The organism is Pseudomonas sp. ZL2 (assembly GCF_054788455.1).
On the sequence record NZ_JBGOGX010000057.1, the window covers coordinates 1 to 26,550 of the forward strand.

The 26,550-nt window shown below is 61.4% G+C and carries 29 protein-coding genes and 1 tRNA gene; 14 read left to right on the forward strand and 16 right to left on the reverse strand.

What is annotated here, in order from left to right:
- Positions 1–10: 10 nt before the first annotated feature.
- Complete coding sequence (locus tag ABM562_RS25745) at positions 11–1,498, reverse strand: aldehyde dehydrogenase family protein (protein WP_115087027.1); 1,488 nt, start codon at positions 1,496–1,498, stop codon at positions 11–13.
- A gap of 159 nt (positions 1,499–1,657) precedes the next feature.
- Here ABM562_RS25745 and ABM562_RS25750 point away from each other — a divergent pair, with 159 nt between their 5' ends.
- The 5 genes from ABM562_RS25750 to ABM562_RS25770 all read left to right on the forward strand — a co-directional run bounded on the left by ABM562_RS25750 (position 1,658) and on the right by ABM562_RS25770 (position 8,717).
- A complete protein-coding gene (locus ABM562_RS25750) occupies positions 1,658–2,602 on the forward strand; it encodes a LysR family transcriptional regulator (protein ID WP_115087026.1) in 945 nt (314 codons plus the stop codon).
- Positions 2,603–2,686: 84 nt separating this feature from the next.
- Entirely contained in the window at positions 2,687–4,099 is a 1,413-nt protein-coding gene (locus tag ABM562_RS25755; RefSeq protein WP_115087025.1) for a DOPA decarboxylase, read from the forward strand.
- A 242-nt stretch (positions 4,100–4,341) separates the two neighbouring features.
- Entirely contained in the window at positions 4,342–5,511 is a 1,170-nt protein-coding gene (locus ABM562_RS25760; protein WP_115087024.1) for a p-hydroxyphenylacetate 3-hydroxylase oxygenase component, read from the forward strand.
- 58 nt (positions 5,512–5,569) lie between these two features.
- Positions 5,570–6,517 (forward strand): p-hydroxyphenylacetate 3-hydroxylase reductase component, encoded by a 948-nt coding sequence (locus ABM562_RS25765; RefSeq protein WP_115087023.1) that lies wholly within the window; start codon positions 5,570–5,572, stop codon positions 6,515–6,517.
- 106 nt (positions 6,518–6,623) lie between these two features.
- The gene (locus ABM562_RS25770; protein WP_460423794.1) at positions 6,624–8,717 is read left to right on the forward strand and encodes a TonB-dependent siderophore receptor; all 2,094 of its coding nucleotides are present in this window, start codon (positions 6,624–6,626) and stop codon (positions 8,715–8,717) included.
- A 12-nt stretch (positions 8,718–8,729) separates the two neighbouring features.
- Here ABM562_RS25770 and ABM562_RS25775 read toward each other — a convergent pair whose 3' ends face one another.
- Both ABM562_RS25775 and ABM562_RS25780 read right to left on the reverse strand, forming a co-directional pair.
- The gene (locus ABM562_RS25775; RefSeq protein WP_115087022.1) at positions 8,730–9,107 is read right to left on the reverse strand and encodes a GFA family protein; all 378 of its coding nucleotides are present in this window, start codon (positions 9,105–9,107) and stop codon (positions 8,730–8,732) included.
- 15 nt (positions 9,108–9,122) lie between these two features.
- Positions 9,123–9,515: a VOC family protein gene (locus tag ABM562_RS25780; RefSeq protein ID WP_460423796.1), complete on the reverse strand. Its 393-nt coding sequence runs from the start codon at positions 9,513–9,515 to the stop codon at positions 9,123–9,125.
- A gap of 98 nt (positions 9,516–9,613) precedes the next feature.
- On the opposite strand from ABM562_RS25780, the gene ABM562_RS25785 reads away from it, so the two are divergent.
- Complete coding sequence (locus ABM562_RS25785; RefSeq protein WP_115087020.1) at positions 9,614–10,438, forward strand: class I SAM-dependent methyltransferase; 825 nt, start codon at positions 9,614–9,616, stop codon at positions 10,436–10,438.
- 108 nt (positions 10,439–10,546) lie between these two features.
- Here ABM562_RS25785 and ABM562_RS25790 read toward each other — a convergent pair whose 3' ends face one another.
- Positions 10,547–12,487, reverse strand: a complete 1,941-nt coding sequence (locus ABM562_RS25790) for a DNA topoisomerase III (protein ID WP_460423798.1) — start codon at positions 12,485–12,487, stop codon at positions 10,547–10,549.
- Positions 12,488–12,738: 251 nt separating this feature from the next.
- Here ABM562_RS25790 and ABM562_RS25795 point away from each other — a divergent pair, with 251 nt between their 5' ends.
- Positions 12,739–14,589: a polyurethane esterase gene (locus ABM562_RS25795; RefSeq protein ID WP_460423799.1), complete on the forward strand. Its 1,851-nt coding sequence runs from the start codon at positions 12,739–12,741 to the stop codon at positions 14,587–14,589.
- On the opposite strand, the gene ABM562_RS25800 is transcribed toward ABM562_RS25795, so the two are convergent.
- From ABM562_RS25800 to alkB, 4 genes are all read right to left on the reverse strand, one after another.
- On the reverse strand, positions 14,579–15,196 hold the full coding sequence (locus ABM562_RS25800; RefSeq protein ID WP_115087017.1) for a class I SAM-dependent methyltransferase: 618 nt from the start codon (positions 15,194–15,196) through the stop codon (positions 14,579–14,581). The genes ABM562_RS25795 and ABM562_RS25800 overlap by 11 nt on opposite strands.
- The gene (locus tag ABM562_RS25805; protein WP_115087016.1) at positions 15,193–16,470 is read right to left on the reverse strand and encodes a bifunctional O-acetylhomoserine aminocarboxypropyltransferase/cysteine synthase; all 1,278 of its coding nucleotides are present in this window, start codon (positions 16,468–16,470) and stop codon (positions 15,193–15,195) included. The genes ABM562_RS25800 and ABM562_RS25805 overlap by 4 nt, the downstream gene beginning before the upstream one ends.
- Positions 16,471–16,549: 79 nt before the next feature.
- Positions 16,550–17,506: an alpha/beta hydrolase gene (locus ABM562_RS25810; protein WP_460423801.1), complete on the reverse strand. Its 957-nt coding sequence runs from the start codon at positions 17,504–17,506 to the stop codon at positions 16,550–16,552.
- Between the two features lie 89 nt (positions 17,507–17,595).
- Positions 17,596–18,252, reverse strand: coding sequence for a DNA oxidative demethylase AlkB (gene alkB, locus ABM562_RS25815; protein WP_460423803.1), 657 nt, complete (start codon positions 18,250–18,252; stop codon positions 17,596–17,598).
- 310 nt (positions 18,253–18,562) lie between these two features.
- Between alkB and ABM562_RS25820 the strand changes: the two genes are divergently transcribed.
- Positions 18,563–18,636: transfer RNA gene (locus ABM562_RS25820), tRNA-Cys, on the forward strand.
- A gap of 99 nt (positions 18,637–18,735) precedes the next feature.
- On the opposite strand, the gene ABM562_RS25825 is transcribed toward ABM562_RS25820, so the two are convergent.
- Positions 18,736–19,167 (reverse strand): site-specific integrase, encoded by a 432-nt coding sequence (locus ABM562_RS25825; protein ID WP_460423804.1) that lies wholly within the window; start codon positions 19,165–19,167, stop codon positions 18,736–18,738.
- Positions 19,146–19,526 (reverse strand): hypothetical protein, encoded by a 381-nt coding sequence (locus ABM562_RS25830; RefSeq protein ID WP_460423806.1) that lies wholly within the window; start codon positions 19,524–19,526, stop codon positions 19,146–19,148. The genes ABM562_RS25825 and ABM562_RS25830 overlap by 22 nt, the downstream gene beginning before the upstream one ends.
- Before the next feature lie 107 nt (positions 19,527–19,633).
- On the opposite strand from ABM562_RS25830, the gene ABM562_RS25835 reads away from it, so the two are divergent.
- Positions 19,634–19,825 (forward strand): hypothetical protein, encoded by a 192-nt coding sequence (locus tag ABM562_RS25835; protein WP_134062076.1) that lies wholly within the window; start codon positions 19,634–19,636, stop codon positions 19,823–19,825.
- Positions 19,826–19,950: 125 nt separating this feature from the next.
- Here the strand turns inward: ABM562_RS25835 and ABM562_RS25840 are convergent, their stop codons facing one another.
- On the reverse strand, positions 19,951–20,076 hold the full coding sequence (locus ABM562_RS25840; RefSeq protein ID WP_460423808.1) for a hypothetical protein: 126 nt from the start codon (positions 20,074–20,076) through the stop codon (positions 19,951–19,953).
- Entirely contained in the window at positions 20,055–20,636 is a 582-nt protein-coding gene (locus tag ABM562_RS25845) for a hypothetical protein (RefSeq protein WP_460423809.1), read from the reverse strand. Before ABM562_RS25845 ends, ABM562_RS25840 begins: the two co-directional genes overlap by 22 nt.
- 126 nt (positions 20,637–20,762) lie before the next feature.
- Between ABM562_RS25845 and ABM562_RS25850 the strand changes: the two genes are divergently transcribed.
- Complete coding sequence (locus ABM562_RS25850) at positions 20,763–21,149, forward strand: VOC family protein (RefSeq protein ID WP_428985038.1); 387 nt, start codon at positions 20,763–20,765, stop codon at positions 21,147–21,149.
- A 108-nt stretch (positions 21,150–21,257) separates the two neighbouring features.
- Here ABM562_RS25850 and ABM562_RS25855 read toward each other — a convergent pair whose 3' ends face one another.
- The gene (locus tag ABM562_RS25855) at positions 21,258–21,824 is read right to left on the reverse strand and encodes a hypothetical protein (protein WP_346617503.1); all 567 of its coding nucleotides are present in this window, start codon (positions 21,822–21,824) and stop codon (positions 21,258–21,260) included.
- A gap of 52 nt (positions 21,825–21,876) precedes the next feature.
- Between ABM562_RS25855 and ABM562_RS25860 the strand changes: the two genes are divergently transcribed.
- Positions 21,877–22,167, forward strand: coding sequence for a hypothetical protein (locus tag ABM562_RS25860; RefSeq protein WP_346617502.1), 291 nt, complete (start codon positions 21,877–21,879; stop codon positions 22,165–22,167).
- Between the two features lie 21 nt (positions 22,168–22,188).
- Here ABM562_RS25860 and ABM562_RS25865 read toward each other — a convergent pair whose 3' ends face one another.
- Both ABM562_RS25865 and ABM562_RS25870 read right to left on the reverse strand, forming a co-directional pair.
- Positions 22,189–23,112 carry a DNA cytosine methyltransferase gene (locus tag ABM562_RS25865; protein WP_460423811.1) on the reverse strand — a complete coding sequence of 308 codons (924 nt, stop codon included), beginning with the start codon at positions 23,110–23,112 and terminating at the stop codon, positions 22,189–22,191.
- Positions 23,113–23,127: 15 nt separating this feature from the next.
- Positions 23,128–23,514, reverse strand: coding sequence for a hypothetical protein (locus ABM562_RS25870; protein ID WP_460423813.1), 387 nt, complete (start codon positions 23,512–23,514; stop codon positions 23,128–23,130).
- Positions 23,515–24,017: 503 nt separating this feature from the next.
- On the opposite strand from ABM562_RS25870, the gene ABM562_RS25875 reads away from it, so the two are divergent.
- Entirely contained in the window at positions 24,018–24,674 is a 657-nt protein-coding gene (locus ABM562_RS25875) for a Bax inhibitor-1 family protein (RefSeq protein WP_460421615.1), read from the forward strand.
- 250 nt (positions 24,675–24,924) lie between these two features.
- Here ABM562_RS25875 and ABM562_RS25880 read toward each other — a convergent pair whose 3' ends face one another.
- A complete protein-coding gene (locus ABM562_RS25880) occupies positions 24,925–25,278 on the reverse strand; it encodes a hypothetical protein (RefSeq protein WP_134062835.1) in 354 nt (117 codons plus the stop codon).
- A gap of 149 nt (positions 25,279–25,427) precedes the next feature.
- Between ABM562_RS25880 and ABM562_RS25885 the strand changes: the two genes are divergently transcribed.
- Positions 25,428–25,598 carry a hypothetical protein gene (locus ABM562_RS25885; RefSeq protein ID WP_258577961.1) on the forward strand — a complete coding sequence of 57 codons (171 nt, stop codon included), beginning with the start codon at positions 25,428–25,430 and terminating at the stop codon, positions 25,596–25,598.
- Positions 25,599–25,738: 140 nt separating this feature from the next.
- Complete coding sequence (locus ABM562_RS25890; RefSeq protein WP_460423815.1) at positions 25,739–26,527, forward strand: APH(3') family aminoglycoside O-phosphotransferase; 789 nt, start codon at positions 25,739–25,741, stop codon at positions 26,525–26,527.
- The last annotated feature ends 23 nt before the right edge of the window (positions 26,528–26,550 follow it).

Here is a 26,550-nt window from a genome sequence, read left to right on the forward strand (position 1 = left end):
ATGCTGTCAGTCAGTAACGAATCATCACCGACTTGAGCTCGGTATAGTCCTCGATAAACGCGCCACCAAACTCCCGTCCAATCCCCGACGCCTTCACTCCGCCAAACGGCACCGCCGGGTCCAGCAGGGTATGCATGTTCACCCACACCGTGCCGGCCTGCACCTGCGGTACCAGGCGCAAGGCCTTGCTCAGGTCGTTGGTCCACAGGCTGGCGCTCAGGCCATAGGGGCTGTCGTTCATCAGCGCGATCAGTTGCTCTTCATCGTCGTAGGGCAGGAAAGTCGCCACCGGGCCGAAGGTCTCTTCATTGAGCAGGCTGTCGTTCACTGAATTGGCCAGGATCACCGTCGGCTCCACGTAGCACCCCGGGCCTTCGAGCAAGCGGCCGCCATGAATGATCTGGCTGTTCTCGCTGCGTGCCTTGGCAAACAACGCGCCGAGTCTGGCCTGGTGCTGCTTGTTGCTCACCGGGCCGAATTCGCTGGTTTCATCCAGCGGCGAGCCGATCTTCAACTTTGCCAGGCGCTCGCTCAAGGCCCCGGTCACCGCCTCGATCTGCGAGCGATGCACATAGAAGCGCTCGGCTGCCGCGCAGATCTGCCCGGAATGCAAAAAGCCCGCTTCGATGATGCCGTCTACTGCTTTGCTCAAGGCTACATCGCGGAGGAACCCGGCCGCGTTCTTGCCGCCCAGTTCCAGGGTGGTGCGGGTCAGGTTGGCGGCCATGGCGCTCTGGCCGACGGCAAGGCCGGTGGGCACGGAGCCTGTGAACGAGACCTTGTCGGTGCCTGGGTGTTCGATCAGCGCCTTGCCGGCCATGCCGCCACCGGTCACCACATTCAACGCCCCTGCGGGCAGGCCGGCGTCAATGGCCAGTTCGGCAATGCGCAGGATGGTCAGCGGGGTGAATTCGCTGGGCTTGATGATGATGCTGCAACCGGTGACCAGTGCCGAGCCGAGCTTCCACAGGGCGATCATGGTCGAGAAGTTCCAGGGCACGATGCCGACTACCACGCCGACCGGCTCGCGCAGGGTGAAGGCGGTGTAGCGCTCGCCGTTGAACGAGGGCAGCGACGGGGTGAGGGTCTGGCCGCTGAGCTTGGTCGCCCAGCCGGCGTAGTAACGCAGGAAGTGCGCGGCCTGATCGACCTCGAAATTGCGCGAGATATTGATCAGCTTGCCCGACTGGCAAGTCTCCAGCTGCGCCAGCTCTTCCCGGTGTTGTTCGATGAGATCGGCGAGTTTCAGCAGCACGCTGGCACGCACGGCAGGGGCGGCCTGTGACCACTGGGCAAAGCCGCGACGGGAAGATGCGACGGCATCGTCGACAGTGTGCACGCAGGCTTCGGCCACACGGCTGATGACCTGGTCGCTGGCCGGGTCGATCACCTCAAGGTAGTGGGGATTGTCTGCAGGCTGCTGGCGACCGTCGATAAAGCTGCTGTGCTCACGTTGAAGAAACCCGCGCACCTGGGGCAAAAGGCTGATGTTGCTCATGGGACGAACCTCAAGGAAAAGCAAAGCCTCGACCCTAGCGCAGCCTACCCGCGCCGGCTTGACTGAGCCTGCCGCCGGCCATGCACCGGCCTGCCAGGTGCTTTGTAATCTGCAGGTTTTGCCCGTAGGCTGCGGCATCCGCCTGTGCAGGAGCGCCCCTTGAACCCGATTTTCGCTTCCCTGAGCATCGCCCACCTGCGTGCGCTGCAAAGCATGCTGCAACTGAAAAACCTCAGCCATGCCGCCGAGCGCCTGGGCAGCAGCCAGTCGGTGCTCAGCCGTCAGCTGGCACATATGCGCGAGGCGTTCGACGACCCGCTGCTGGTGCGTCAGGGCCGCGGCTATGTGTTGAGCGAACGCGGCGAAAGCCTGCTCGTGCCGCTGGGCCAGGTGCTGGCCGAGCTTGAGGCCTTGCGCCAACCGCAGGCCTTCGACCCCCAACGCTGCGAGCGGCGCTTTTGCCTGGCGGCCTCGGACTATATCGCCGAGCACATGCTGCCATTGTTGGTCAGCACCCTGGAGCTCGAAGCGCCGGGGGTGTCTATCGAGTACCGCACCTGGCAGCCGGGGCAGTATGAACTGCTCGCCAGTGGCGAAGTCGACCTGGCCACTACGCTGTTCGACGACGCCCCGGCCAACCTCCACGGGCGTATGCTCGGTGAAGACCGCGCCGTGTGCCTGATGCACCGCGAGCACCCATTGGCGAGCAAAACCGAACTGACCCAGGACGATTACCGGGCCTGGAACCATGTGCGCATTTCCGGCGGTGGCGACAAGGACAGCTTTATCGACCGCCACCTGCGCGAGCAGGGCCTGAGCCGGCGCATCAGTCTGCAGGTGCCGTTCTACTCGGCGGCGGTGCAGGTGGTCGGCAGCAGCCAGGCGCTGGTCACCGTGCCCGAGCACATCGCCCGCCAGCTCAGCCGCTTGCACCCGTTGACCTGGCGGCCGCTGGCTTTTGTCGAGCACACCCAGCGCTACTGGGTGGTCTGGCATCAACGCCTGCACGCCTCGGCCGAGCACCGCTGGTTGCGCAACCTGGTGTTCGAGCAGTGGCAGCGGTCACAGTTCGGCGTGCACGGCGGCCATGCGCATTCGCCATAGCAGCTATGCGCCGGGCGGCGTTTTTTGTCGGTTGGCCAGGGCCTAGACTCAGGCCCACTTACCGACAACAACAGGAGCCGCTGCATGAGCCCGGAAGAATTTCGCAAACATGGCCACCAACTGATCGACCTGATCGCCGACTACCGCCAGGGTGTCGGCGAATTGCCGGTCATGGCCCAGGTTGAGCCCGGTTACCTCAAGGCGGCATTGCCAACCTCGGCGCCGGCTCAGGGTGAGCCGTTCGAGCAGATCCTCAAGGACGTCGACCAACTGGTCATGCCCGGCCTGTCCCACTGGCAGCATCCGGATTTTTTCGGTTACTTCCCCTCCAACGGCACCTTGTCGTCGGTGCTCGGCGATTTCCTCAGCACCGGCCTTGGCGTACTCGGCCTGTCGTGGCAATCCAGCCCGGCGTTGAGCGAACTGGAAGAAACCACCGTCGACTGGCTGCGGCAGATGGTCGGCCTGTCGGATCAGTGGAGCGGGGTGATCCAGGACACCGCCTCCACCAGTACCCTGGTGGCGCTGATCAGCGCCCGCGAGCGCAGTAGCGATTACGCCCTGGCCAAGGGCGGCCTGCAAGGGCAGGGCAAGCCGTTGATGATCTACACCAGCGCCCAGGCCCACAGCTCGGTGGACAAGGCCGCGCTGCTGGCAGGCTTTGGCAAGGACAACATCCGCTATATCGAAACCGATGAACACTTCGCCATGCGCCCGCAGGCACTGGCCGCGGCCATCGAAGAGGACCTGGCCAACGGCCTGCAGCCCTGCGCGGTGGTGGCAACCACCGGTACCACGACGACCACCGCCCTCGATCCACTGCAGCCGATCGGTGAGATCGCGCGCCAGTTTGGCCTGTGGCTGCACGTTGATTCGGCCATGGCCGGTTCCGCGATGATCCTTCCGGAATGCCGCTGGATGTGGGATGGCATCGAACAGGCCGATTCCATCGTGGTCAACGCGCACAAGTGGCTGGGCGTGGCCTTTGATTGCTCGCTGTATTTCGTCCGTGATCCGCAGCACCTGATCCGGGTCATGAGCACCAACCCCAGCTACTTGCAGTCGGCGGTCGACAGCAAGGTCAAGAACCTGCGCGACTGGGGCATTCCGTTGGGGCGGCGCTTCCGTGCCTTGAAACTGTGGTTCATGCTGCGCAGCGAAGGCATCGAGAATCTGCAGCAGCGCTTGCGCCGCGACCTGGACAATGCCCAATGGCTGGCCGAGCAGGTGCGTAATGCCCAGGGCTGGGAATTGCTGGCGCCGGTGCAGTTGCAGACCCTGTGCATTCGCCATCGGGGTGATGGCCTGGAAGGTGAGGCGCTGGATGCGCATACCCGCCGTTGGGCTGATCGGCTCAATGCGTCAGGGGTGGCCTATGTCACCCCGGCGACCTTGAATGGCCGCTGGATGGTACGGGTGTCGGTGGGGGCGTTGCCGACCGAGCGTGAGCATGTGGCTGAGCTTTGGCGGAATTTGCAGCAGGTGGTTCAAGGGTAACCTTCAGGGCCCAATCGCTGGCAAGCCAGCTCCCACAGGGGCCGGTGCATGCTGACCCTGTGGGAGCTGGCTTGCCAGCGATGAGGCCCTTGAACCCACAAAAAACGCTATGAAAAGTACAATCTTGCCTGTGGAAGTTGCATTTTCCCCCTGAGCCAAGCCTCCCATACTGGCCCCTGCATCCGCTGCCACCTGCCACTTCGCAGGCCTCGGCGGACATCCAATAATAAGCAGGGCCCCTCATGAAAAAGCCAAATCCGCTGCTCGAAGACCTCCGTTCGATTCTGCCCACCATCGCCACCAATGCCGCCCGTGCCGAGCAAGACCGCAAGGTTCCGGCCGAAAACATTGCCCTGCTCAAAAGCATCGGCCTGCACCGCGCCTTCCTGCCTAAACCCTATGGCGGCCTGGAAATTTCCCTGCCGCAATTTGCCGACTGCATCGCCTTGCTCGCCGGCGCGTGCGCCAGTACCGCCTGGGCCATGAGCCTGCTGTGTACCCACAGCCATCAGCTGGCGATGTTCCCGGCCAAGCTCCAGGACGAAATCTGGGGCGACAACCCCGACGCCACCGCCAGCAGCAGTATCGCCCCGTTCGGCAAGGTCGAGGAGGTCGAGGGCGGTGTGCTGTTCAGCGGCGAGATGGGCTGGAGCAGCGGCAGCGACCATGCCGAGTGGGCCATTGTCGGCTGCCGTCGGGTCAACGCCGAAGGCAGCCAGGATTACTGCTTCGCCGTGCTGCCGCGCAGCGATTACGAGATTCGTGACGACTGGTTCGCCGCCGGCATGAAAGGCAGCGGCACCAAGACCCTGGTGATCGACAAGGTGTTCGTCCCCGAGCACCGCATCCAGAAAGCCAAGGACATGATGGAAGGCAAGTCGGCAGGCTTTGGCCTGTACCCGGACAGCAAGGTGTTCTACTCGCCGTACCGTCCGTATTTCGCCAGTGGCTTTTCGACCGTCAGCCTCGGCATTGCCGAGCGCATGCTTGAAGCCTTCCGCGAAAAGACCAAGAACCGTGTGCGCGCCTACACCGGGGTCAATGTCGGTGCCGCCACCCCCGCACTGATGCGCCTGGCCGAATCCACCCACCAGGTTGCCGCCGCCCGCGCATTTCTGGAAAAAACCTGGCAGGAACACGCCGAGCACAGCGAGCGTCACCAATATCCGACGCGCGAGACCCTGGCGTTCTGGCGCACCAACCAGGGCTATGCGGTGAAGATGTGCATCCAGGCGGTCGACCGGTTGTTCGAAGCCGCTGGCGGCACCGCCTGGTTCGACAGCAACGAGATGCAGCGGCTGTGGCGCGATGCACACATGACCGGCGCCCATGCCTACACCGACTACGACGTTTGCGCACAGATCCTCGGCCGCGAACTGATGGGCCTGGAGCCCGATCCGAGCATGGTCTGAAGTACACCGCCAATAACAACAATGACGGCTGCCGCTCTAGGCAGCCGGGGAGTCTTGCATGTCTACTGCAACCGCAACGGCCTTCGACAGCCGCGCCTTTCGCCGCGCCCTGGGCAATTTCGCCACTGGCGTTACCGTGGTCACCGCCGCCGACCCGCAGGGCAATCTGGTCGGGGTCACTGCCAACAGCTTCAACTCGGTGTCCCTCGACCCGCCGCTGATTCTCTGGAGCCTCGATAAGCGCTCCAGCAGCCTGGCGGTGTTCGAGGCAGCCAGCCATTTTGCGGTGAACGTTCTCGCCGCCGACCAGATCGATCTGTCCAATAACTTCGCCAAGCCCAAGGACGATCGCTTTGCCGGCATCCGCTATCAGGCCGGCGAGGGCGGGGCGCCGATCCTGGCGGATTGCTCGGCGTGCTTCCAGTGTGAAACCCACCAGATCCTCGATGGCGGCGATCACTGGATCATGCTCGGCAAGGTGCTGGCCTTCGATGATTGCGGCCGTTCACCGTTGCTCTATCACCAGGGTGCCTATTCCATGGTGCTGCCGCACACCCGCATGACCCGCCGTGAAGAAGGCCAGCCGCCGAGCAGCCATTTCCAGGGGCGCCTGAGCCACAACCTCTACTACCTGATGACCCAGGCCCTGCGCGCCTACCAGGCCAGTTACCAGCCGCGGCAGCTGTCCAGTGGCCTGCGCACCAGCGAGGCGCGGATGCTCATGGTGCTGGAGAACGACGCCGGGCTGAACCTGGCCGAGCTGCAGCGCGAAGTGGCCATGCCGGCGCGGGAAATCGACGAGGCGGTGGCCAACCTCAAGCGCAAGGGCCTGGTGTGCGACAGCGAAGCGGCCGGGCATGTGCGCCTGACCATCGCCGGCATCGACCAGACCGAGGGCCTGTGGAGTATCGCCCGCGAGCAGCAGGACAAGGTGTTCGGGACGTTCAGCGAGGAGCAGATTGCGACCTTCAAGACCGTGCTGCAGGCGGTGATTCGCAGCTGTTGAAGTTTGATCGCGGGGCAAGCCCGCTCCTGCAGGAGCGCTTGCGTCGCGATGCTTTTATATTTCTCCTTAAATTGTTATGTTATTACATATATTTTAAGGAGCCCCCATGAACTACCCCGTAGGAAGGTTATCCCTGGGCCTGTCCGCCTCGCTGCTCGCCCTGCCAGCCGTTGCCGCCGACGCCGTAGTACTCGATGCCCTCAACGTCAACGAGCGCCATTACGAAGAAACTGCGACCGGGCCGGTGCAGGGCTATCGCGCAAGCCGCTCGAGCACCGCGACCAAAACGGACACTGACATCCGCGACACCCCGCAAAGCATTGCCGTGGTGCCCAGCCAAGTGCTCGAGGATCTGAACAGCACGCGCATCGACCGCGCCCTGGACTTTGCCGGCGGTGTCAGCCGGCAGAACAACTTTGGTGGCCTGACCTTCCTCAACTACAGCGTGCGCGGCTTTACCACCGGCGAGTTGTACAAGAACGGCTTTGCCGTCAATCGCGGTAGCTACAGCGCCCCGGATACCTCCAACATCGAACGCATCGAAGTGCTCAAGGGCCCGGCGGCCAGTTTGTATGGGCGCGGCGATCCGGGTGGGCTGGTGAACATCGTCACCAAGCGCCCGCAAGCCGAAGCCTTTACCCAGTTCAAGGCCAGCGCCGGCAGTTGGGACCGCTACCGCAGCAGCCTGGACGTGAATACGCCGCTGAGCGAAGACGGCCGGGTGCTGTCGCGGGTGAACATGGCGGTGGAGGATAACGGCAGCTTCCGCGATTACGTCGGCAGTGAGCGGCGCATCGTCAGCCCGTCGCTGAGCTGGCAGTTGAGCCTCGAGACCCTGCTGTCGATCGACACCGAGTTCTCGCGCACCGAGTCGGTGTTCGACCGTGGTATCCCGGCGGTCAACAATGAGCTGGGCTCGGTCAGCCGTTCGACCTTTCTGGGCGAGCCCAACGACGTGCGAATTCGCAACGACAACCAGACCCTCGACCTGACCCTGGAACACCACCTCAACGACAGCTGGAAGCTGCGCCTGGCCAATCACTACACCCAGGGCCGGCTCAAGGGCAACAGCTCGGAACCATCGCGGGTGGTCGGTACCACCATCAGCCGGTTCTACCGGGAGCGCGATTTCGAGTGGAACGACAACATTACCCAGGCTGAGCTGCATGGCCAGTTCCAGTTTGCCGGCTGGGAGCACCAGAGCCTGATCGGCCTGGAATACGAGAACTACCGCAACAGCCAGAAGTACCCGCAAAGCGCCACCTCGCTCGGCTATGGCCTGGACATCTACAACCCGGCGTACGGTCAGGCAAAACCGCCGCTGATCAACCCCAATGACTTCTTCGAGCGCACTGAAAGCTATGCCCTCAACCTGCAGGACCAGATTGCCTTTACCGACCGTTTGCGCGGCCTGGTGGGCGTGCGCCTGGAGCACATCGAGCAGACCGCGCAAAACCGCACTACACAACTGAGCAACAGCCAGGAAAAAGACGTTGCCACGCCGCGTGTCGGCCTGCTGTACCAACTGACGCCAGAAGTTGGCGTGTTCGCCAATGCCTCGACCTCGTTCAAGCCCAACAGCATCGGTACCCGGGGCCAGATCTACAAACCGGAAAAAGGCCTGGGTTATGAAACCGGGCTCAAGCTGGATCTGTTCGACAGCCGCCTGGGGGCGACCATCGCGCTGTTCCAGATCGACAAGGAAAACGTCATCACCACCGATGCCTTCGGTGACAGCATCGCCGCCGGCAAGGCGCGCAGTCAGGGTGTCGACCTGCAGTTCAGCGGCCAGCTCAGCGACGCCGTGCGCGTGATCGGCGCCTATGCCTATATCGATGCCGAAGTGACCAAGGGCGATGCCGCCTTGCCCAAAGGCAGCGACCTGCTGGGCATCCCGCAGCACAGCGGCAGCCTGATGGCGGTGTATGAGTTCCAGAGCGGTCCATTGCTCGGCTCGGATTTCGGCGCGGCGGCCAACTACGTGGGCGAGCGTTCAGGCCAGGCCGGCAGTAGCTTCCGTCTGCCAAGCTACAGCACTGTCGACCTGCTGGCCCACTACAAGGTCAGTGAGCAGGCAACCATCGGCCTGAACCTGAATAACCTGTTCGACCGCAAGTACTACGAACGCGGCTACAACGCGGCGTGGAACCTGCCGGGTGAGCCGCGCAACGTCATGGTCAGCCTGAGCCTGGCGCTGTAAGCCGACGGTGCTTTATTGCACGCACCACCAGCGCGGCAGCTGGTCGTTGAACGAGTGAGTTATCGGTGCCAGGGCCTGGTGCTGGTTGCTGTCGAAGCTGCCCAGCAGCAGGGCCACCGTTGGCTGATCATCGATGGCGCCCAGCGAACTGCCGCAGCTGGGGCAGAAGGCCCGGCTGGAATAGTCCGAGGAGCGAAAAGTTGCCGGCGCTGCGCCGGGGCCGGTCCAGCGTATTTGCTCGCGGGCAAACTCAACCCAGGTGGCCGTCAGCGCGCCCGTATGGCGCTGGCACCACTTGCACGAGCAGCAATGGGGGTTTAGTGCCGGGCCCGTGGCTTCAAAGCGGATCGCCCCGCACAGGCAGCCACCGCTGTAGGTTGCAACGTCCATTGTCTCGTCTCCGGGCTAGTTGCCTACGGGGGTGCACAGCTCCACCAGGGTGCCATCGGGGCAGCGCACATACGACAGTGTTTGCCCCCATGGCTTGGCTTCAGGTGTTTTCAGCTCGACGGCGCCCGCCGCCACGGCGCGGGCATGGGCGGCTGCGACGTCGTCGGTGACCAGGGCGATTTCCATGCCCAGTGGTTTTGGCGATTCGCTGGCCGCCAGCACGCCGCCCGGGAAGTGGCTGTTACCCAGTGCCAGGGCGGCGAAAGCGAGGGTGGTGGCGCCGGTGTCCAGCTCGCCATAGTCGCCCGACTCGTGCAGAAAACGCCGGCTCAGGCCGAAGGCCTGTTCGAAGAACGTCAGCGAGGTAGCGACATCCGGGACGTAGACGATGGTGTATCCGAGTTTCATCAATGCTTCCTTGATTGAAGAGGGCGTGGGCGGTTTATACCGTACTTGCCGGATGCTTGGGTACATCGCTATGGTTGCGTCTGCAATGGAGAGCCATGATGACTGATCCGATTGAACTCAATCGCCGCAACTGGGATGAGCGTGCGCCACTGCACGCCGCATCCACCGACTATGAAGTGGAAAAATTCGTCGCAGACCCCGCACACCTTTCCGAAGTGGTGCGTTTCGACCTGCCGCGCCTGGGTGATATCCAGGGCCTGCGCGCTGTGCACCTGCAGTGTCATATCGGTACCGACACCTTGTCGCTATCGCGCCTGGGCGCCGAAGTCAGCGGGCTGGATTTCTCTTCGCAGTCTCTGGCCCAGGCGCGGGCTTTGGCTGAACGCTGTGGGGCAAGGATTGATTACGTCGAGGCGGATGTGTATGCCGCTGACCGGGTGCTGGCACCCAATTCTTTCGACCTGGTATACACCGGTATCGGCGCGCTGATCTGGCTGCCGAGCATCGAGCGCTGGGCGCGTACCGTGGCGGCCTTGCTCAAGCCGGGTGGACGGCTGTTCCTGCGCGAAGGTCATCCGATGCTGCTGGCGGTGAACGAGGACTATCAGGACAAACTGGTCATCGAGTACCCGTACTTCGAGCGCGAGGCGCCAACGGTGTGGGACAGCGGCGAGACTTATGTCGAGACCGACAGATTGCTGGAGCAGACTGTCACCCATGAGTGGAACCATGGCCTGGGCGAGATCATCAGCGCCTTGCTCAAGCATGGGCTGCAGATCACCGCGTTGGTGGAGCATGACAGCATTCCCTGGGAGGCGTTGCCGGGGCAGATGAGTACAGACGCAGCAGGTGAGTGGTCGCTGGACAAGGATCGCTGGCGCTTGCCGTTGAGTTATACCCTGCAGGCGGTCAAGCAGGGCTAACGGCTGTGGACCTTGAGGGCCTCATCGCCGGCAAGACCGGCTCCCACAATGGCTTGGTAGACGCCGATCTTGTGGGAGCTGGCCTTGCCAGCGATGAGGCCGGCAGCCTCATTGCGCTGCCGCCTTCGGTTTACGGGTTCGTTTACCCGCCGCAGTACCGCTCTTGCGCTTTTTCTTCCACGGCGTACCACTACGCCCCGCCGGAGTCGCCGGGCCGCTGATGGTCAGGCGCAGGCCGGCACAACGCTCGACCTGCTTGCTCATCCACGCCGACTGCTTGGCGACAAACTCTTCCAGGCTCATCTCGCCGCTTTGCACCATGTCCAGCGCCTGCTCCCAGATCGCCGTGGTGCCCGGGTCGGCAATCGCCCTTGGCACGGCATCGATCAGGCTGAAGGCCGCCGGGGTGGCACTCAGGGCCTTGCCGTGCTTGACCAGGTAACCGCGATCGAGCAGGCCCTGGATGATCCCCGCACGAGTAGCCTCAGTACCAATACCGGTGGTGTCCTTGAGCTTTTGCTTGAGGCGCGGGTCGTCCACCAGCTTGGCGACGTTCTTCATCGCCTTGATCAGGTCGCCTTCGGTGAATGGCTTGGGCGGCTGGGTCCAGAGGTCCTTGAGGTTGACCCCGGCCACCGTGCAATCCTGGCCTTCGTGCAGCAGCGGCAGCACCTGGGCTACCGGCGCTTCACGGCCTTTGGCCGGGGTCAGGGCTTCAGGCAGGGCGCGGCGCCAGCCCGGTTCGACAATTTGCTTGCCCACTGCACGCAAGGCAAAACCTGCGCAATCGAACTCGGCCTGGGTGCGGTCATATTCGTGGTTGGGCAGGAACTGCGCCAGGTAGCGGGCGCGGATCAGGGTATAGACCGCCTTGTGCTTGGCCGGCAAGCGCGACGGGTCGCTGGCGGCGGCCGTGGGGATAATGCCATGGTGGGCGCTGACCTTGGCGTCGTTCCAGGCCCTTGAACGGCGCTGGGCCTGCAGGTGCGGCTGCAAGGGCGCAAGGCTGGTATCCGCGCGCTGCAAGGCGGCGAGAATGGCCGGGGCCTCGCTGTGCTGGCTCAACGGCAGGTAGCCGCAGTCGCTGCGCGGGTAGGTGATCAGCTTGTGGGTTTCGTACAGGGCCTGGGCGATGTCCAGGGTCTCCTGGGCGCCGAGGCCGAACTTCTTCGAGCACAGCTCCTGCAGGGTGCCGAGGTCGAAGGGCAGCGGCGCTGCTTCGCGAACCCGTTCGGTAGCCACTTTCATCGCCCGGGCACTGCTGGCGGCACCGATGGCTGCGGCGGCCTGCTGGGCCAGGGCCTGGTTCAGGCAGCGGCCCTGATCGTCGCAGGCATCCTCGGGTGCCCGCCACTGTGCAGTGAACTGTTCGCCAGCGCTTTGCAACTGCACGTCGATGGCCCAGTAAGCCACCGGCACGAAATCGGCGATGCTGCGGTCGCGGTCAACCACCAGGCGCAACGTCGGTGTTTGCACCCGGCCCACCGGCAGTACGCCCTGGTAGCCGGACTGGCGGCCGAGCAGGGTGAACAGGCGGCTCATGTTCATACCGATCAGCCAGTCGGCCCGCGAGCGACCCAGGGCCGAATGGTAAAGGCTGAAGGTTTCGGTACCGGGCTTGAGCGCTGCCAGCGCCTTGCGGATGGAGGCGTCGTCCAGCGCCGACAGCCACAACCGGCTGATCGGCCCGCGATAGCGGCAATGCTCGACCAACTCGCGGGCGATCATCTCGCCTTCACGGTCGGCGTCGGTGGCGATCACCAGCTCGCGGGCTTCGCTGAGCAGGCGTTTGACTGCCTTGAACTGGCTGGCGGTCTTGGGTTTGACCAGCATCTTCCACTTCTCGGGAATGATCGGCAGGTCGGCCAGCACCCAGCGCTTGTACCGAGCGTCGTAGCTGTCGGGTGGGGCGGTCTCGAGCAAATGGCCGATGCACCAGGTAACGGTAACGTCGGTGCCGACCCAGCAGCCGTCGCCGCGGCGGTTGGCACCGAGGACTTTGGCGATGTCTTTGGCCTGGGAGGGCTTTTCGCAGAGAAACAGGCGCATGCCGTTCGATCTATGGCTGGAAAAGGCCATAGGATGCGCAGGATTGACAGGCATGGCAAGTTTTATCTGTATGGATATACAGCTCGATGTTGCCATCGATGACAACGAAAACTCCTCGCATTTGGCCAGCTTGCCCTCGACGTTGCCATGGACGGGCAATTTACCGTTGTGGCAGCGTTTGACCTTGCCCACGGGTGTGTCAACGGACGCTGTCGCCAGGGTTTTCTGCCACCTGCACAAGGATGTATGCCATGCCTGTTTTCGATTATCGCAACCTCGACAGCACCGCTTCCAAAGCCCTGTACAGCGACGCCATGGCGCTGAGCCTGTATGCCTACCACGGCATCGACAACGGCTTCGCCGTTGGCTACCAGCAGTACGGTTTCGGCCTCGGCTTGCCCGCCACCTTGATCAAGGCGTTGATTGGCGGCACCGACAGCCAGGGCGCGATCCCCGGTCTCCCCTGGAACCCCGACTCCGAAGCCCAGGCCCTGGCCGCAGTCAAGGCCGCAGGCTGGACGCCGATCAGCGCCCAGCAACTGGGCTATCAGGGCAGCACGGATTTTCGTGGCACCATCCATGGCGAAACCGCCGGCTACACCAGTGCCCAGGTCGAGATCCTCGGCAAGTATGACGCTGCTGGCCAGTTGAGCGGCCTGGGCATCGCCTTTCGCGGCACCAGCGGCCCGCGGGAAAACCTGATTGGCGACACCATCAGCGACGCCATCAACGACCTTATGGCCGCCATTGGCCCGGCTGACTATGCCAAGAACTACGCCGCCAATGCCTTCGGCAGGCTGTTCGAGGATGTCGCCAGATTCGCCAAGGCCAACGGCCTGAGCGGCACCGACATCACCGTCAGCGGCCACAGCCTTGGCGGCCTCGGCGTCAACAGCCTGGCCGAGCTCAGCAACGAAAAGTGGGGCGGTTTTTATAAAGATGCCCGTTATGTTGCTTTTGCTTCACCTACCCAGGCCAGCGACAGCAGCAAGGTGCTGAACATCGGCTACGAGAACGACCCGGTGTTCCGCGCCCTCAACGGCTCGAAAGCCGACTGGGCAACCTTCGGCGTACATGATGCCGCCAAGCCCTCGAGCACCGACAACATCGTCAACTTCAACGACCACTACGCCTCGGATGCCTGGAACCTGCTGCCGTACTCGATTGCCAACATCGTCACCTGGCTGTCGCATTTGCCCACCGCTTACGGCGATGGCCTGGGCCGGGTGCTGAACTCGACATTCTATGAATGGACGGCGAAGGACTCGACCATCATCGTCAGCAACCTGTCCGACGTCACCCGTGGCTCGACCTGGGTCGAGGATCTGAACCGCAACGCCGAAACCCACAAGGGCAGCACCTTTATCATCGGTTCCGAAGCCGGCGACCTGATTCAAGGCGGGCGTGGCAACGACTACCTCGAAGGGCGCGGCGGCAATGACACCTTCCGTGACGAAGGCGGCTACAACCTGATCGACGGCGGCGCCGGGCACGACACCTTGAAACTCGGCCAGGCGCTGGGCAACGTCGACATCGCCCGCGATGGCAATGGCACGCTGTACCTGCGCGACGCAGCGGGCGGCATCAGCCTGGTCAACCAGGTCGAGACCCTGGTCAGCAAGGAGTCCAGCCTGGTGTTCTTCAGCAAGGAGGTCAGCCACCAGATCGACCCGGCGGGGCTGCTGAGCAGCGGCAAGCTGCATGCCTACGCCGCCAGCCAGAGCGGCACGGCGGGCAATGACGGCCTGACCGCGAGCGCCCAGGGCGACTGGCTGTTTGGCCTCGATGGCAATGACCACCTGCAGGGTGGCCGTAGCAACGATGTGTTCGTCGGCGGCGCCGGTAATGATGTACTGGTGTCAGGCGGCGGCCGGGACACCTTCCTGTTCAGCGGACATTTCGGCCAGGATCAGGTTCAGGGCTTTGGCGCTGATGACCGTCTGGTGTTCATGGGGGTTGATGGCGGCACCGCGCAAGCAGATTTTCGTCAGCACCTGAACCAGGTGGGCAACGATACCGTGCTGCATTTTGGTACTGACAGCGTGACCCTGGTGGGGGTATCGGCAGACAGCCTTGGCGCGGCGCAGGTCGTCATCGCCTGAGTGAACCGGTGCTGGCCGGCAAGCCCTGAGCGGTCTTGCGGGCCAGCACCGAGTAGGTGTGCCAGTGTTTGCTGCGGCCCAGCAGGGTCTTGCCGGGTTGGTTGTATTCATAAAGATCGAGCAGCTCGAAGCCGTCGAACAATTGTTCGGTCTGTGCACGGTCATGCACGCTCAAGTCGCGACGTTCCAGCTGTACCCAGGAGTCCATCGGCCCCATGAAGTGTCCGCAAAATATCCCGCCTGTGCGTAACGCCTGAACGATCCGCCGCCAGGCTTCATCGAAGTGTTGCGCTTGGCAAAAAAACAGACTGGAGCTGGCGGTGATCAACGCCGCCTGCGGGTAGTCGAAGGACTCGAAACTGCTGCAGGCAGTGAACAGTTGCGGCTGGTTGCCCAAGGCGCGGGTATGTTCCAGGGCCTCGGGATTATTGTCATAGGCATGCACGACAAAACCGCGTTGCAGCAAAAAACGCGTGTTTCGGCCCGCGCCGCAGCCGACATCCACGGCAATGTTGCCTGCATTTGCGGCGACCAGGTCAACCGCCTGACGCAGGTGCGGGTACACCGCAGCCTCGCGTGAAGCTGCGTAGTAGTCTGACTGCTTCACCCGCGGCTGGCCTCCAGTGCCTGGCTCAGGTCGGCAATGATGTCATCGCTGTGCTCGATGCCGATCGACAGGCGCACCATGTCCCGTGGTACACCGGCCCGTTCAAGCTCTTCGTCGTTGAGCTGGCGGTGAGTGGTGGAAGCGGGGTGGCAGGCCAGTGATTTGGCATCGCCGATATTGACCAGACGCACCACCAGCTGTAGCGCATCGATGAAACGCGCGCCAGCTTGCTGGCCGCCCTTGATCCCGAACGACAGGATCGAGGCCGGTTTGCCTTCGGTGTAGCGTCGGGCCAGTTCGTGTTCGGGATGATCGGGCAGGCCTGCGTACTTCACCCAGGCGACCTGCTCATGGTCTTGCAGGTAGCGGGCGACCTTCAGCGCATTCTCGGTGTGACGCTCCATGCGCAGGGCCAGCGTCTCCAGGCCTTGCAGAATAAGGAAGGCGTTGAATGGCGATAGCGCAGCCCCTGTATTGCGTAGCGGCACCACCCGGCAGCGGCCGATAAAGGCGGCAGGGCCAAAGGCTTCGGTGTAGGTCACGCCGTGGTAGGACGGGTCCGGGGTGTTGAGCAGGGCGAAGCGCTCTTTGTTTTCGGCCCAGGGGAACTTGCCCGAGTCAATGACGATGCCGCCGATGCTGGTGCCGTGGCCGCCGATGTACTTGGTCAGCGAGTGCACGACGATATCGGCGCCGTGCTCGAACGGGCGGCAGAGGATCGGCGTGGCGACGGTGTTGTCGACGATCAACGGCACGCCATGGCGGTGCGCGGCATCGGCAAGGGCCTGCAGGTCGACGATATTGCCGGCCGGGTTGCCGATCGACTCGCAGAACACTGCCTTGGTGCGGCTGTCGATCAGCGCTTCGAGGGCGGCGATGTCGTCATGGGCGGCGAAGCGGGTCTGGATGCCGAAGCGCGGCAAGGTATGGGCCAGCAGGTTGTAGGTACCGCCGTAGAGCTTGGCCACCGAGACGATATTGTCGCCGGCTTCGGCCACGGTCTGGATCGCGTAGGTGATCGCCGCCATGCCCGAGGCCACGGCCAAGGCACCGACACCGCCTTCGAGCGCCGCCATGCGCTGCTCGAGTACGTCGTTGGTAGGGTTCATGATCCGGCTATAGATGTTGCCGGCGACTTTCAGGTCGAACAGATCGGCGCCGTGCTGGGTGTCGTCGAAAGCAAACGAGGTGGTCTGGTAGATCGGTACCGCGACGGCCTTGGTGGTCGGGTCGGGGCTGAAGCCCGCGTGGATGGCCAGGGTTTCCAGCTTCATGCAATCTTCCTTGAAAGTCGGGGGAGGGGCTAGAGCATGGAGCGGGTAGGGAGTGACGGTCAAGGCCCGTGGAACGGGCTCAGTGTCCCAGTACAAATTCGCCCACGGCTTCGGCCAAACCTTCCGACAATGGCAAACGCGGATCGCTGTAAGCCATGAGATTGGCCAGCCGGTCACCCTCGGGCACATCCTTGAATACATGGTTGGCGCGCTCCAGCAAGACCAGCCGCGCCTTCGGCTGGCCCTGCTGCAAGGCCTTGGCATCGGCCGCCGTGATCTGCAAATCCCGACCTGCCTGGATGATCAGCACGGGCTGCTTCAGGGGCGCGATCAGTTGCGCCGGGTCGTGGGCCATTTCACTGCGGATCAGGCCTTGCACCTCCTGGCGCAGCAGCGGTTTGAGCTCATCGGGGATCTGTGAGTTCGACACCGTCTCGCCCGCCTCGAGGCGGCGGATGAGGGCTATTCCAGGCTCGACCAGTGGCGCGTTTTCAGGGTGGGCCTGGAGTTGCTCGACCAGGATCGTCGCGATTGGCCGCCCGGCACTGGCCGCCAGCACCAGGCCACTGACATCGGGGTTGTCCCGGGCTGCGAGCATGGCAATCAGGCCGCCCTGGCTATGCCCCAGCAGCCACACCGGCGCCTGCGGCTGACGCTCGCGCAAGGCTGCGACCCAGGCGCGGACATCGCTGGCATAGTCGTCGATGGTCACCTGATCGGCATCGGCAACCGCTCCGGCACTGTCACGCACGCCACGCTTGTCGATGCGCAGGCTGCTGATGCCTTGGGCAGCGAGGCTTTCGGCCAGTAATTTATAGGTGAAAGGGCGCAAACCTGCGCCCTTGTGGTTGCCATTACGGTCGGTGGCACCGGAACCCGGGATGATGACCACCACCGGCGCGGCACTCTGGGCCTTGAACCAGGTTGCGCTCAGTGGGCCTTGAGGGCCAGGGATCTGCAGGGTCGCTTCCTCACCGGCCATGGCTACGCAGCACGGCAGGGCGACGATCAGGGCCAGGGCTTTGATCCATTGCATGGCGAGCAAGACTCCTGTCAGTGCGGATAATCATTCCATTATCGATAGGTGCTGCGCGTGGGGTTGTGAGGTTTTGTAAAACATAGACCTCAGCCTGCCTTACGCAAGGTCAGGTTGATCCGCCGGCCGTTTAGCAGCGGATGACTGCCCGGTTTGAGTGGCAGTACCCCATGAAAGCGCAGACGGTCTTCACCACCCCACACCATCACATCGCCATGACGCAGGCCGATGCGCCGTGTCGATTCGTTGCGGGCATGCCCGCCGAACTGGAACACCGCTGGCAAACCCAGCGACACAGAGACGATCGGCTGGCTGTAATCGCGCTCATCACGGTCCTGATGCAGGCTCAGGCGATTGCCGGGTTTATAGCAGTTGATCAGGCAAGCGTCCGGCCGGAAATCGCCAAAGCCTGCGGCCGAAGCGGCGAGGGCCGCCAGTTCGATGAATGCAGGTGGCAGCACGGGCCAGGGCTGCTGACTGAGCGGATCGACCGGGCTGTACCGATAGCCGCGACGGTCACTGATCCACCCCAGCGCCCCACAGTTGGTCAAACCCACGGCCATGTTCAGGCCGCCGGGGGTGAGCATATGCCGGAACGGCGCGTGGGCGATGATCTGGCGCAGCTCAGGCAGCAGCACGTCTACCCAGGCCAGGGCAAAACCGGGCAGCACCACCGCCTGTTTACCGATCCATTGTGGTTCGGCGGGGCTGGCGGGGTTGAACAGATCCAGTTCGGTTTGCATCATGATCGGCAATTCAGGCAGCGGGCAGGGTGTAGAGCCTGTATAGTAACGCGCTTTGGCAATGGGGGCTGTCACCCTGTTTGTTGCGGCCAAAGCCCGCACTTCGGGGCCCGTAGCGTCTCTCGAATAAAAAAATAAAACTTTTTGAATTCAAGGGGTTGCCAGAGCTGGGGAATGAGTACATAATTGCGTCCATCGAAAACGAGGCACGAAAAAAGCCTAGCGTTTTCAAGGAGATAGCGGTTTTAGCGAGTTGTTTCCTTAAAGAGTTGTATATGTTTGAGGCCGCAGTATCAGGGTCTCGGGCATTTGAGGCCGAGTAGCAAAGTGGTTATGCTCCGGATTGCAAATCCGTCTACGCCGGTTCGATTCCGACCTCGGCCTCCATTATTGAAAGCCCCGCAGATTAACGTCTGCGGGGTTTTTCTTTGTGGGTCGGAAAGTGCGTAAGTCCCAAAACAAATAGACAGCGGTCCCAAAACTTCCTTACTTGGAGGGCTTTGCGATGGCCCCGACGCGACGGTAAACGCGCTCGGTGATTCCCTCTTTCGAGTGGCCGAGCAGCACGCTCGCATCGCTCAGATCGTTGATCTCGGATGCTGCCTTCGGTCGGATGTCCCTGAACTGGAACTGGGCTATTCGATTGGCAAGGTCAGGTTTCTTCTCCAACTCTGCTTTCACCCTCGCGGCCTCGCGTGCGTCCGCCCACCGGTTGCGCAACATTGGCCAGCTCATCCGCTTTCCGTGCTCGTTCACGATGAAGAACGGGGACAAGTGCTCGCTGGTGCGCCGCATGATGCGCTCTAGCAGCAGCCCCAGGCTGTTCTTCAAATCATCCGCTTCCAGGACGATCCTCAATCGCTTGCCGGTCTTGCCTTGGCTGACCAGCAGGTAGATCAGGCCTTGGCCGGGAACCACTCGGTGTCATATTCGAACTGGCTGACCAGCTCGACTGCGATGTGTGGGATTTCACGCTCGAAGCGCAGGGTGCCGTAGTGGCGATCGACAAAAGCCTTTGCCTCTTCGGCGAAGTGCCCTTTGAAGATGCGCAGTAGGTGGTCTGCTGCCTTCTCGAAGTCCTCCTCGCGGTAGTTGCCCTCGGCGAGACCGCCACGGCACACGCGCCACACGCAGCGCTTGGGCTGGGCCTCGGCCGCCTTGATCTTCTCGGCCGTCTTGTCGCGGGCGTAGCGCATCTGGTCCAGGGTCAATGTCTCAACCCACTGGTCCGTGCTGACTCGCATGGTGTGGCCCTGGTGACAGGTTATTTCAGGCATGACTCATCCTCGCCCGCCTATCGGCAGGCTTGAGTTGTTGTGGGGTGGAGGGCCTCGACGGTGCCGAATGTGAGCTTTAATTAAGCTCACACTTGGAGGAGCACAAGATGGGTGACTGGTCTGATTATTTTGAAGACTTTCCTGAAGAAAACCCTGCAAACGAAGTACGACAGCCAGGGCCTCTTGAGCGTGTTAAGTCTAAGCACATAGACACTGTCCGAAAAAACAGTTTGAAAGAGTGTAAGGAGGTTCAGAAGCTGCTGGACGAAGTCTTTGCTCGCAAAAAGGATGGCTCTTGATCCGGCTTGGTATCGACCTCATCACCTCCAGGCAGTCGCCATGGTGAAGGCTGACCTCTGTCATGGCCTCTGTCCCTTCCAGATCAACCAGACCATGTAGAGCGGGGCGGCGATGGGTATGAGCATCATGGCTCGATCCTCTTGAACTCGACGACCCAGACCCAGGGGTTGGCATCCCAGTCGCCGCCGGTAGAGTTCCACAGCTCGGCGAAGGCATCGAAAGCCGTGGTCACCGGGATGAATTCATACATCGAGCGGGCAAGGCCCTCTTTGCAGATCTGGCCGATGGTGATGTGCTGCAGCGGTTCGATTCGAACCTCGGTGATCTCCAGCAGAATGCGGCTGGCCCAGCGGGGCATGTGAATGCTCGGACGCCACGCGCCCTCGTACTGCAGGCTTTTGGTCTCCGGCTTCCAGTCGGCCTGATCAGGAATCTGCCACAGACCATAATCCCCGACACTGCAGCTGCTCTGTAGATTCGTGCGGCCTGGCGCTCGTCGCCTTTCTGCACCTGGTCATTCCAGTCAATACAGACGCCATCCTCGTTGCCGAGCAGTGCGAAGGTCTCGCGCACCCACAGACGATCACCGGGTAGGCCAAAAGGGCAAAGTTCGGCGTAATAGCTAGCGCTGTTCGGGTGGACCTGGCCATCGGCCGGCAGCTCGTGGCATTCGCCCAGCTGGACGCCGTAGCCGATTTCCTTGAGTGACTGGGCATTGAGGGCGCGCCGGGTAACTGTCTTCCGACCATCCAGCACGGCGCGGACCATCGGCCTGTTGAACAAGATCGGGCATTCCTTTGCTTCAGGCATGACTTCGTCCTTGCCGCTATGGCGGCTGACTTTAAAGGGGGGGGTTAAGTATCGGCGCGCGAGTAATGCGCGCTGCGATTTGCTGTGTTTATATACAGCCTTATTGCTTGCAAGAGGTTCCCACCAATGCTCCACCACCTTTCAATTGGCGTGAAAGATCTAGACAAATCCGGGCGGTTTTACGATGCAGCATTGGAGGCGCTTGGGTTTCGTAGGGTCTTCGAGGATGAGACTGCTATTGGGTATGGCGTAGAGGACGGGAAAGATAAGTTTTGCTTAAAGCTTCGCCCGGATGCGGTAGCTCCAGGTCCTGGTTTCCATTTGGCGTTCTCTGCTCAATCAAGAGGTGCCGTCGACTCGTTCCATCTAAGGGCGCTAATCGCTGGAGGTACTGATAACGGAGCCCCGGGTTTGCGCTCAGATTATGGCGCCCATTATTACGCAGCGTTCTTGATCGATCCCGACGGCTATCGAGTTGAGGCTGTAATTAATCGAGCCTCTACCGAAGCGTAGTGGAGCCTGGTGTTACGCCCCCATCCCAATCTTGGCGCCTGCTGCTTTAGCGGCTGACTTTGAAGGGAGAGGGGTTAAAATGGGGTGGAGTACAAATGTACTCCTTGGTCAGGATGGCTTCACCAGCTCGAACTGCTCAGCTATTTCGTCGCAGCAGCAATCCAGCACGTTGGTTTCGCCAACCGTCTCGCACCGGCATTGCTCGCCAACCAGCTTTTCAAACAGCACGTCATCCATTCGATCAGCCACCTCCTCATGTGTCACGGTGAGGAGGTGGCGCTCTTGGGTGTCAGGGTGCAAAAACTCGAAGGTCAGCGTTTCAGCAGCCCGCTGCCCATCCCCAAACGCCTTGGCACCCTGGTCGGCCATGTCACCAGCGCTGAAACCGTCGGAGGTTGGTGGGTGGCGGTAGAGCTTGTCACCGCACCGGAGCGGGCTTCCGTCTTTCCCGTAGATGAAGTCGATGAACAGGCCGTCGTCACTCTCGTCGACTATGGCCACCGGCTCGCCCTGGTGCTGGGCGGCTGGCTGGGCGAGAAGGGTGCGAAGCTTGCCACCGGCAATCATTGCAGCCTCAATGTCATAGCCGTCCGCTGCTCCCACGGCAAGCGCCAACCACTCACGCGGCACGCTGACCATCTGTTCGGTGTTGCTGGATCGGTTTTCTGTGGGCATGGGGATTCCTCGTGGGCAGCTATAATTCACGATTCATGGGGAGGTAATGGCTATGGCTACTTACTTGGTGACTGCTGCTAGATATAACGAAGACATACAGCTGGTAGCGCTTCAGGGGCAGGAAACGCACGGCTCGCCGGCTGCCTTGCCTGAAATATCCAGCAAGGTTCGTGATTTTTCTATTTCGGAAGTGCTGGAGTTGATAGAGGGTGGAGATAGCTTCCACCTGTTTTTTCGCTCGGAAGGAGCCCCTGCTGGCTCAATAGTTCCTGATGGCAAAGGATCCTTGGCCGAGGATCAGTGCATACCGGGTAGGCGGATTTCTGACCTTCCTCGATTTTGAAGGCGCGCGTGTCGGCGTTAATCATGCGGACTTCAGCAGCGCTTCAATCACCCGCTGTCCCGCCAGTGGAGGTACCGCGTTGCCCGCCATGTGCATGGTCAGCCTGTGATTGTCCGGGCGCAGGGTGCCAGCGGGGAAAGACTGCGCGGCCAGGGCCTCGTTGGCACTGAGCATACGCATGCGCTCGCCATCGACCAGGGCCCAGCGGTCAAGGGTGGTTATGGTGCCGATCGGCCGGTTGATGTCACGCCCGGTGGTGCCGGAGCCTTTGCCGTAGTAGGGCATGATGAACCGCTCACCGAAGCGTTCGCGGCCGTTGCGTACGCGATTCAGCGTAGCCTGGGCGCGTCCCGGTTTTTCAATGGGTGACCAGCGCCCGGCGTCGAAGTCGAGGAAACTGCTCGCCGGCACATGTCGTTCCTGCGGCAATTGCAGCATCAGCGGCGCCTTGCTGCGCGTCAGCACCATGAAGAGACGTACCCGGTGCTGCGGCACGCCGAGGTCGGCACAGTCAACAATGTGCGGCGCCGCCTGATACCCCAGCGCCTGGACTGCCTGCAACCAGGCCGGGTAGAGCACCCAGTCGGTGAACTCTGGTACGTTCTCGATCACTGCGGCCGGCGGCCGGTGCACCTCCAGCGCCGACGCCGGGGCCCAGGCCGTCGAGCGTGAAGCATCGTGCTCAGGGTTGCCCGACTTCTTGCCCCGGGCCTTGGCGTGACCCTGGCAGCAGGGCGAGGCGAGCAGGATGTCATGAGCGGGCGCCTGCTCCCACCGCGCCTGGTGCAAGTCTTGGCAGACGTGCTGCGTGTCTGGGTGGTTGGCGCTGTGCCATTTCACGGCCTCAGGCCAGTGGTTTGCCGCCCATAGAACCTGGACGCCTGCGGCGCGCGCGCCGGTGCTCCATCCGCCGAAGCCGGCGAATAGGTCGATTGCTTTTGTCATGGGTGAATCCTTTACTTAGGCGACTTTCGCGATGTCGGGGATGAAGTCAGTCCACCCGACCTTCGGCATCTTGGTTTTCTGGTTGATCACGGGCTCGCCCTTGGCGTCGGTGATCACCGCCTTGGCCCTGATACGCAGGTCTCGGCACTTGCCGGTCTTCCTCGCAAGCTCCATGAACTGCTGGGCGTACTGCGGTGCGTCGAACATCTGGCTCAACTGCTTCACCTTTTCGCCGGCCATGATCTTGGCCGCCTGCTGCTCGACGGCCAGATTCCACTCCGCCAAGGTCAGCTCCAGGGGGGGGCAGCCAGCTTTCCCGCTCGGCCTGGTCGTCTTGGTGGTCTTCCTGGCCTCGGCCAGCGCTACGTCGGCGGTCATGCCGAAGACTGCGAATGTGCTCATGGTGGTCTCCGGGCAGCCACCAGCCTCGCCGGGGTGGCGTGATTCGTTGAAGTGGGGTATTCACTCAGAAGCCGGCGGTGCATTAAGCGCACCTGTTCTAAATGAGCTGAATCCAGATTCTTAAGTGAGGGTGGCATGGCAGGGAAACAAAAGCAGGGCGCCTGCATTTTCTGCGGAGGAAGTAGGCTTTCCAAGCAACATGTCGTTCCGGATTGGCTAACACCATTTATGAATGGCGGGCCAGTTGAGCAGTCCAAACACACTTGCAAGGTGTCTAGAGAATCCGGGGCGATTCAGAACAACCAAGAGAATCAGTCTTCAGAGCTGATCAGTCTCACTGATCTTGTTTTGTCCCAGGCCTTTCTCGTGCTCTTGCGGATGCCGTCTAGTCTCTTTAATTGCGATGCAGCTATGTGCCATCATGGTCAACCATCGAACTATATGGTGCCAGCCTTCATCGGCCTTGCCGTGGCACGGACACTAAGCAAAGGAAAGCCCAACACATGATTGAAAACGATACCTTCAGTCGGGTCGGTACCAACCACCAGATTTCGGCCAACATCTACAACCTCATACTCGGTGCCGTGCTGCTTTGGGGTTTTGCGGTGAACTGGTATCTGGTCACCACGGTTCCGGCCGAGGTCATTCTAGCCATTCCCCCGATACTGTTTTACGTTGGCTACTTCGTCCTGGCGATGTCCGGCGTCGCCATCATCTTCCGCTCGCAGGAGCCGGAGTACAGCTTCCTCGGCTACAACCTGATCGTGGTGCCGATCGGCCTGCTGCTTGTAGTGGTTCTGCCCAGGTACTCGCATGACCACATCGTTCAGGCTATGCAGACCACTATCCTCCTTACTGCGGGGATGATGATACTGGGGACCGTGTTCCCCGCATTCTTTAAACGGATCGAGTCGTCACTGTTTATCGCCCTGGTGGTGTCGATCGTCGTCGAGCTGGGCCAGGCATTATTGTTCGGCATTCATCTGGCGGTAATGGACTACATCGTCGCTGCGGTCTTCTGCGGCTACATCGGCGTGGACTGGGGACGCGCCAACCAGATCGAGCGCACCGTTGACAACGCGATCGACAGTGCCGCTGCGCTGTACCTGGACATCATCAACCTGTTCCTACGCATCCTGCGGATCATGTCCAAGAAGTAACGAACGCCAAGCATTAGGCTGACGGAAATCTTCGCCGCCCCAGCCCAGGGTAGTGGCTGTGGGGTGCCAGCCTCTGCCGGCGCCGTGGTTCATGGAGCCCCGCGAGGCGAACTTGACCCAGAGGCTGCTCGACGAATTGTCGCTGTCACTGGGGAAGGGACGAAGGGCTGATTGCCTTGCGGGCGTGCCAAGCCTATGTGCGAGAAATAACAAAATAGGGATAGATCCCGGCTTTAAGTCGCGCTCTTCCTTATCGTCGTCGTACAACTTGAGATGCCGTTTCCATCGCGTCAATGAGTTGCGCCATCGTACGACTACCATCCTCCTCATGCCGCATTCGAGCGATTCTCATTAAATCCCTAGCTTCCGTATATGCTTTTCGCCTTGATGCTGGCGATAGAAAAGTTAACACTGCCGCTACTATTCCAGACAGCATCGCTAGAGTGCTGGCTGTGGGTGTGCCGAGCTTTGTAGTGCTGGCTGCAAGGAAAGCTAGTACCCCTGCTGATACCCCGAGCGCGTAATGAGTAATCGACCAGACCAGTTCTTTTCGTTTAAAAAATTTCTGCTGCTTGATGTATTTTTCAGGTATTTCACGACCCATGACAGACTCCTTGTAGTCATGCCGCTCACAGGCTGTGAGCTAAAATACCCCAAGCTTAGTAAAGAAATTCGATTATGGTTGGATGCCGGATTTCAAGGTGCAGCGAAACTGTATGACACCCGATCTGCATGCGAGTGGAAGGTAGGGCAATGAAGAAGACTCTGGCTGGAGTTATCGAGGCCGGCGAGGCGCTGATTCAGCAGGCCATCGATGCGCAGCGGCGCTACCAAGCAGCCCAGGACGCCGGCCAGCCAGCAAAGGAAGTTGAACGCTTGCGGCAGGAGGCTGAGTCGCTGTACCAGGCTGTTACTGAGTACTAGCTGCGGTCGCTTGGTGGGCCTGCACGCTTGCTGCATTGAACACGACTCAACGGTAGGCTCTGTAACAATATTTCATGCAACGTCCTCCGGTTAGCTGTAAACCGGTCTGCGTATAATCTTGTATCCACCGTTACGAGCATATGTCATTGCAGATTCCTTTCGAATTACCCAGCGCCATTGCCCAATTTATTGGCGGTAATCAACTTGTAGCCGACGAGGTGGGCGAGTCTCCCGCCAGCGTTTACGGCTTCACCCGAGGCAATGAACGTTTTTTCCTTAAAATCTGCCCAGCGATCTATACGCCCACGACCTACAGCGTCTTGCGTGAAGCTCGTGTGCTGCAATGGCTAGATGGCCGGCTGAACGTTCCCGAGGTTGCAGTCGTTTCCGAAAGCGATGCCGGGGAGTTCATGATCACGCGTTGTGTGCCTGGAGAACCGATACAAGCACGCTGCGATGATCAGGACGCAATGTTGGCGCTGTTGCGCGAAGCACTGCGCCAACTGCAGGCTGTGCCGATCACAAATTGCCCGTTTGACTCAAGTGCTTCGGTGCGCCTGAATGAACTGGGATATCTCATCTCCCGCGAGCTGTGTGCTGATGATGTCGACCTGGAGCAATGGCCGAATCTTGGCACACCCAGGAAATTGCTGGCCCACCTGCACGCCACGCGACCGGTCGAGGAGAGGGTGTTCAGTCATGGCGACCTATGTGACACCAATGTTTTCGTCGACGCCCATGACCAGTTACATTTTATCGATCTGGGGCGTGGCGGTATCGCGGATCGCTGGCTGGACATTGCGTTTGCTCATCGAAACCTGCGCGAAGATGTTTCGGACAATGCAGCAAACAACCTTCTTTGGGGGCTTGGCGAGCCCGACCAGTCTGCGAAGCGTGTATTTTTCGAGCAGTTGGATGAGCTATTCTAGGTTTTGAACGAAAACCCTTGAAG

What these genes read in the sequence shown, in the direction of transcription:
- ABM562_RS25885 (WP_258577961.1), top strand. Translation starts at nt 25,428, where the DNA reads ATGAAGAAGACTCTGGCTGGAGTTATCGAGGCCGGCGAGGCGCTGATT.
- ABM562_RS25870 (WP_460423813.1), bottom strand. Translation starts at nt 23,514, where the DNA reads ATGAGCACATTCGCAGTCTTCGGCATGACCGCCGACGTAGCGCTGGCC.
- ABM562_RS25785 (WP_115087020.1), top strand. Translation starts at nt 9,614, where the DNA reads ATGACTGATCCGATTGAACTCAATCGCCGCAACTGGGATGAGCGTGCG.
- ABM562_RS25795 (WP_460423799.1), top strand. Translation starts at nt 12,739, where the DNA reads ATGCCTGTTTTCGATTATCGCAACCTCGACAGCACCGCTTCCAAAGCC.
- ABM562_RS25880 (WP_134062835.1), bottom strand. Translation starts at nt 25,278, where the DNA reads ATGGGTCGTGAAATACCTGAAAAATACATCAAGCAGCAGAAATTTTTT.
- ABM562_RS25780 (WP_460423796.1), bottom strand. Translation starts at nt 9,515, where the DNA reads ATGAAACTCGGATACACCATCGTCTACGTCCCGGATGTCGCTACCTCG.
- ABM562_RS25770 (WP_460423794.1), top strand. Translation starts at nt 6,624, where the DNA reads ATGAACTACCCCGTAGGAAGGTTATCCCTGGGCCTGTCCGCCTCGCTG.
- ABM562_RS25875 (WP_460421615.1), top strand. Translation starts at nt 24,018, where the DNA reads ATGATTGAAAACGATACCTTCAGTCGGGTCGGTACCAACCACCAGATT.
- ABM562_RS25850 (WP_428985038.1), top strand. Translation starts at nt 20,763, where the DNA reads ATGCTCCACCACCTTTCAATTGGCGTGAAAGATCTAGACAAATCCGGG.
- ABM562_RS25845 (WP_460423809.1), bottom strand. Translation starts at nt 20,636, where the DNA reads ATGCCTGAAGCAAAGGAATGCCCGATCTTGTTCAACAGGCCGATGGTC.
- ABM562_RS25865 (WP_460423811.1), bottom strand. Translation starts at nt 23,112, where the DNA reads ATGACAAAAGCAATCGACCTATTCGCCGGCTTCGGCGGATGGAGCACC.
- ABM562_RS25755 (WP_115087025.1), top strand. Translation starts at nt 2,687, where the DNA reads ATGAGCCCGGAAGAATTTCGCAAACATGGCCACCAACTGATCGACCTG.
- ABM562_RS25890 (WP_460423815.1), top strand. Translation starts at nt 25,739, where the DNA reads ATGTCATTGCAGATTCCTTTCGAATTACCCAGCGCCATTGCCCAATTT.
- ABM562_RS25745 (WP_115087027.1), bottom strand. Translation starts at nt 1,498, where the DNA reads ATGAGCAACATCAGCCTTTTGCCCCAGGTGCGCGGGTTTCTTCAACGT.
- ABM562_RS25790 (WP_460423798.1), bottom strand. Translation starts at nt 12,487, where the DNA reads ATGCGCCTGTTTCTCTGCGAAAAGCCCTCCCAGGCCAAAGACATCGCC.
- ABM562_RS25835 (WP_134062076.1), top strand. Translation starts at nt 19,634, where the DNA reads ATGGGTGACTGGTCTGATTATTTTGAAGACTTTCCTGAAGAAAACCCT.
- ABM562_RS25830 (WP_460423806.1), bottom strand. Translation starts at nt 19,526, where the DNA reads ATGCCTGAAATAACCTGTCACCAGGGCCACACCATGCGAGTCAGCACG.
- ABM562_RS25765 (WP_115087023.1), top strand. Translation starts at nt 5,570, where the DNA reads ATGTCTACTGCAACCGCAACGGCCTTCGACAGCCGCGCCTTTCGCCGC.
- alkB (WP_460423803.1), bottom strand. Translation starts at nt 18,252, where the DNA reads ATGATGCAAACCGAACTGGATCTGTTCAACCCCGCCAGCCCCGCCGAA.
- ABM562_RS25810 (WP_460423801.1), bottom strand. Translation starts at nt 17,506, where the DNA reads ATGCAATGGATCAAAGCCCTGGCCCTGATCGTCGCCCTGCCGTGCTGC.
- ABM562_RS25760 (WP_115087024.1), top strand. Translation starts at nt 4,342, where the DNA reads ATGAAAAAGCCAAATCCGCTGCTCGAAGACCTCCGTTCGATTCTGCCC.
- ABM562_RS25775 (WP_115087022.1), bottom strand. Translation starts at nt 9,107, where the DNA reads ATGGACGTTGCAACCTACAGCGGTGGCTGCCTGTGCGGGGCGATCCGC.
- ABM562_RS25855 (WP_346617503.1), bottom strand. Translation starts at nt 21,824, where the DNA reads ATGCCCACAGAAAACCGATCCAGCAACACCGAACAGATGGTCAGCGTG.
- ABM562_RS25840 (WP_460423808.1), bottom strand. Translation starts at nt 20,076, where the DNA reads ATGTATGAATTCATCCCGGTGACCACGGCTTTCGATGCCTTCGCCGAG.
- ABM562_RS25805 (WP_115087016.1), bottom strand. Translation starts at nt 16,470, where the DNA reads ATGAAGCTGGAAACCCTGGCCATCCACGCGGGCTTCAGCCCCGACCCG.
- ABM562_RS25860 (WP_346617502.1), top strand. Translation starts at nt 21,877, where the DNA reads ATGGCTACTTACTTGGTGACTGCTGCTAGATATAACGAAGACATACAG.